General features: G+C 38.7%; 3 protein-coding genes. 2 read left to right on the top strand and 1 reads right to left on the bottom strand.

Annotation, left to right across the window (positions count from 1 at the left end; genetic code table 11):
* Window positions 1-221: 221 nt before the first annotated feature.
* Window positions 222-620, top strand: a complete 399-nt coding sequence (locus ACFE90_RS35600) for a hypothetical protein (RefSeq protein ID WP_375506972.1) — start codon at window positions 222-224, stop codon at window positions 618-620.
* Between the two features lie 528 nt (window positions 621-1,148).
* On the opposite strand, the gene ACFE90_RS35595 is transcribed toward ACFE90_RS35600, so the two are convergent.
* Window positions 1,149-1,610, bottom strand: coding sequence for a Mov34/MPN/PAD-1 family protein (locus ACFE90_RS35595; RefSeq protein WP_375506971.1), 462 nt, complete (start codon window positions 1,608-1,610; stop codon window positions 1,149-1,151).
* Window positions 1,611-2,153: 543 nt separating this feature from the next.
* On the opposite strand from ACFE90_RS35595, the gene ACFE90_RS35590 reads away from it, so the two are divergent.
* Window positions 2,154-2,973: calcium-binding protein (locus ACFE90_RS35590; protein WP_375506970.1), on the top strand; the 820-nt coding region annotated here is incomplete at its 3' end.

Below are 2,973 nucleotides of genomic sequence, written 5' to 3'. Positions count from 1 at the left end.
TTAACAAGAACATCTTTTTTGTTAATCAAGACATCTTTTTCATTAACAAGAACATCTTTTTCGTTAACAAGAATATCTTTTTCATTAACAAAGACATCTATTTTGCGATAAACACTGATATATACGCCATATTAACTACTAAATTATGAGGATTTTACTGAACTAACATACAGCTTTAGTAAGGCAAACTAGCTTTAAAGCATAATGAAAGGGATATATTTATGCCTAGTCACAAACGTACATACCGCGTTTTAGAAAAAGCTGAATTAAGAGTGGCGGGACTGAAAGCAATTGATCCTAGTATAGATTTTGGGGATGCTCGCAACTTGCAAAATATGACACAACTAATTGAGCAGTACCGTAGCAAGATAGACGCTTATAATACTGCTTTAACCATGATCAACTCTTCTAGAACTGAGATGGACGAATTGGAGAAAACTTTAAGTGACCTCACAGAAAAAATGCTGATTGGAGTAGCTTTTAAATACGGCAAAGATAGCCGTGAATATGAAATGGCGGGTGGTGTTCGCAAAAGCGATCGCATCCGCAAAAGCACAGCGACACGTTTAAAGACGACTTCTAAGGAAGCATCTAGTGAGAATGCTAAAACTGCATCATAGTTTAATACGCTTGGGTTAATAGCAATTCACGAAAACCCTATACATATAGATTTATCGTAAAGGCATGACATTGCCCATTAGTGTCAACTTAAACAAAAACTCAGCATAAAATTTAATCTAAGAACATCAAACCAGATGTTTTTAGATTACATCATGAGTAAAAAACGTTAGCATTCAAATATTCTAATCAAATAGCGATCGCTATTTTAAGATGAGGCTTACAGCAGATTTCAAGTTGGTGAGGTACGCAAGCTAAGTCTGTTACCCAGGTATAAAGCATGTTTTACTCCTGAATTCTGAATACTGAATACTGAATTCTGCTGTAATTCCCCGACTAATATCTATTTAGAAATTTTATTTCATACTTCAATTCAGCAACACCTGAAATTAAGCTGTTAAATTATATTTTCATATCATGTCCGGCTGATTAGTTATAATTTCCGCATCTGTGCAATAACCTGAAAACCCTTTCTCCCCTTGCTCCCTGCTCCCTGCTCCCTACCCCCTTGCAGTCTTAATGATAAGTCTTTAACCGGACATGATATCAATAGCCTCTGCTTGGAAATGATGAGTATCATCAAGGCTCCAGCTTAGGAGTTCGCCAGCTTTGCCGTTTTGAACGGAAACTATTATATACGAATATCCTTGCCAAGCGTATAGGCGATCGCATTCTGAAGGGATAGCAGGATGATCTGGGTGGGAGTGAAAAATGCCAATAATGTTGAGCGATCTGTTGCGTGCTTCCCTTTGTGTTTTTAACATAACTTCGGGTGCGATCGTGTATTGCCGTCTTTTACTTTCTGCTGTGTATTCCCCTGCAAACTCAGCCGCCGCTTCTGTATTCCAGGCATTTTCTGTTGGTATAACTTCTACCACAATTTTACCCCCATTAGCCAGATAGCCCAAAATCATACCACAGCACTCCTCTGGATAGGTGCTTTCTGCATGGGTGCGGATAGTTTGCAAGTGTTCTTGGCTAAGTCGGATCATCTCTGCGTTTGTAATTTTAGTAACCTATAGCTATTTTTGCACAGATATAAGATATTGCTAGCCTACGCCTAGCAAGAACCGCAGGCATTAGACTATTCAAAATATGTATTTTGTATCACTTATTTAAACATTTGCCTACCACTTTCTGAAAGTTATTGCCTAGAAACTAAAACAATATGAAGAAGAGACAAAGTTCAGTATTTGTATATACATCTATGGGCAGATAATGTGAAGAGTATGCAAAGACGTTCATTTAAATATAAACATCTAAGTAAAATATTGACTATGTTAATTATTTTGAGGCTACCTATTCCTATTCAGATGTTCTCTGTTTTCAATTTAGACACCTGCGGAGAATAGCTGACTATGTACAAGACTTTTCATAAAGTGAATCTTCAGGAAATATTACTGTTTCTTTAAGAGTGGCGTGTAAAGTATGCCGAAAAGGTCAAATTTTGGTGAAATTTTATGCCCAAAAACAACATTAAACTCAAGGTTGAAAACTGAATTTACTGAAAAAATAAATTGAGGTAGGTAAAAATTATGGCAGATATTATTGGAACCGGCGGGAATGATACCCTACTGGGCACTAACAGCGCGGACACGATTAAAGGTCTTGCAGGTAACGATAGCATCACAGCTAAAGAGGGCGACGACACCCTAACTGGTGGTGGCAGTAAAGATACATTTGTTTACAATTTAAACGACGGCACTGATACCATCACCGATTTTGGTGGCATAGGTAAAGGAACAAACCCGACAGCAGCAGCTATTGCCGAAGTAGATACCCTAAAATTCCAAGGTGCAGGCTTAACTGCCCGAAATTTGCAGCTTATGCAGAATGGCAGCAATTTGGAAATCGCCTTTAGCCCGTATCAAATCTTCTTTAATGAGCCAAATTCTACCCAAGTCATCCTGCAAAACTTTGCCCTGGAAAACCTAGATAACCTCAGGAAATCTACTGGAGCCACTGTAGACTTAGGCAATATCCTGTTTGATGGGCAAACTAGCATTAGTGATAGCTTTGATGTCTTCAATGCCAACTCTACCCAAAGCACTATCTTCAAAAAGAATACAGTCACCTTCCTTAACGACCTCGACAATAATGTTAGCGGCTTTGACAACTCAGATGATGTCATAAATGGTCAAGGGGGTGATGACATCATTGACGGCAAGAGTGGCAACGATCTACTGCGGGGTGGTACGGGGAACGATACTCTCATTGGTGGTGTGGGAAATGATACGCTCTTTGCTGGTGCGGGGAATAAGATCCTTGGTAGTATTCATGACAATAACTTGAATGCTGACTATAAGTATTTTGAAGGTGATAATAATCTTCTCTCTGGTGGCGATGGCAATGATT

It is taken from the genome of uncultured Nostoc sp. (assembly GCF_964245445.1).
Classification (GTDB): Bacteria; Cyanobacteriota; Cyanobacteriia; order Cyanobacteriales; family Nostocaceae; genus Nostoc.
Note: the sequence above shows the minus strand (reverse complement) of the source record. Positions and strands in the feature narration are given on the sequence as shown.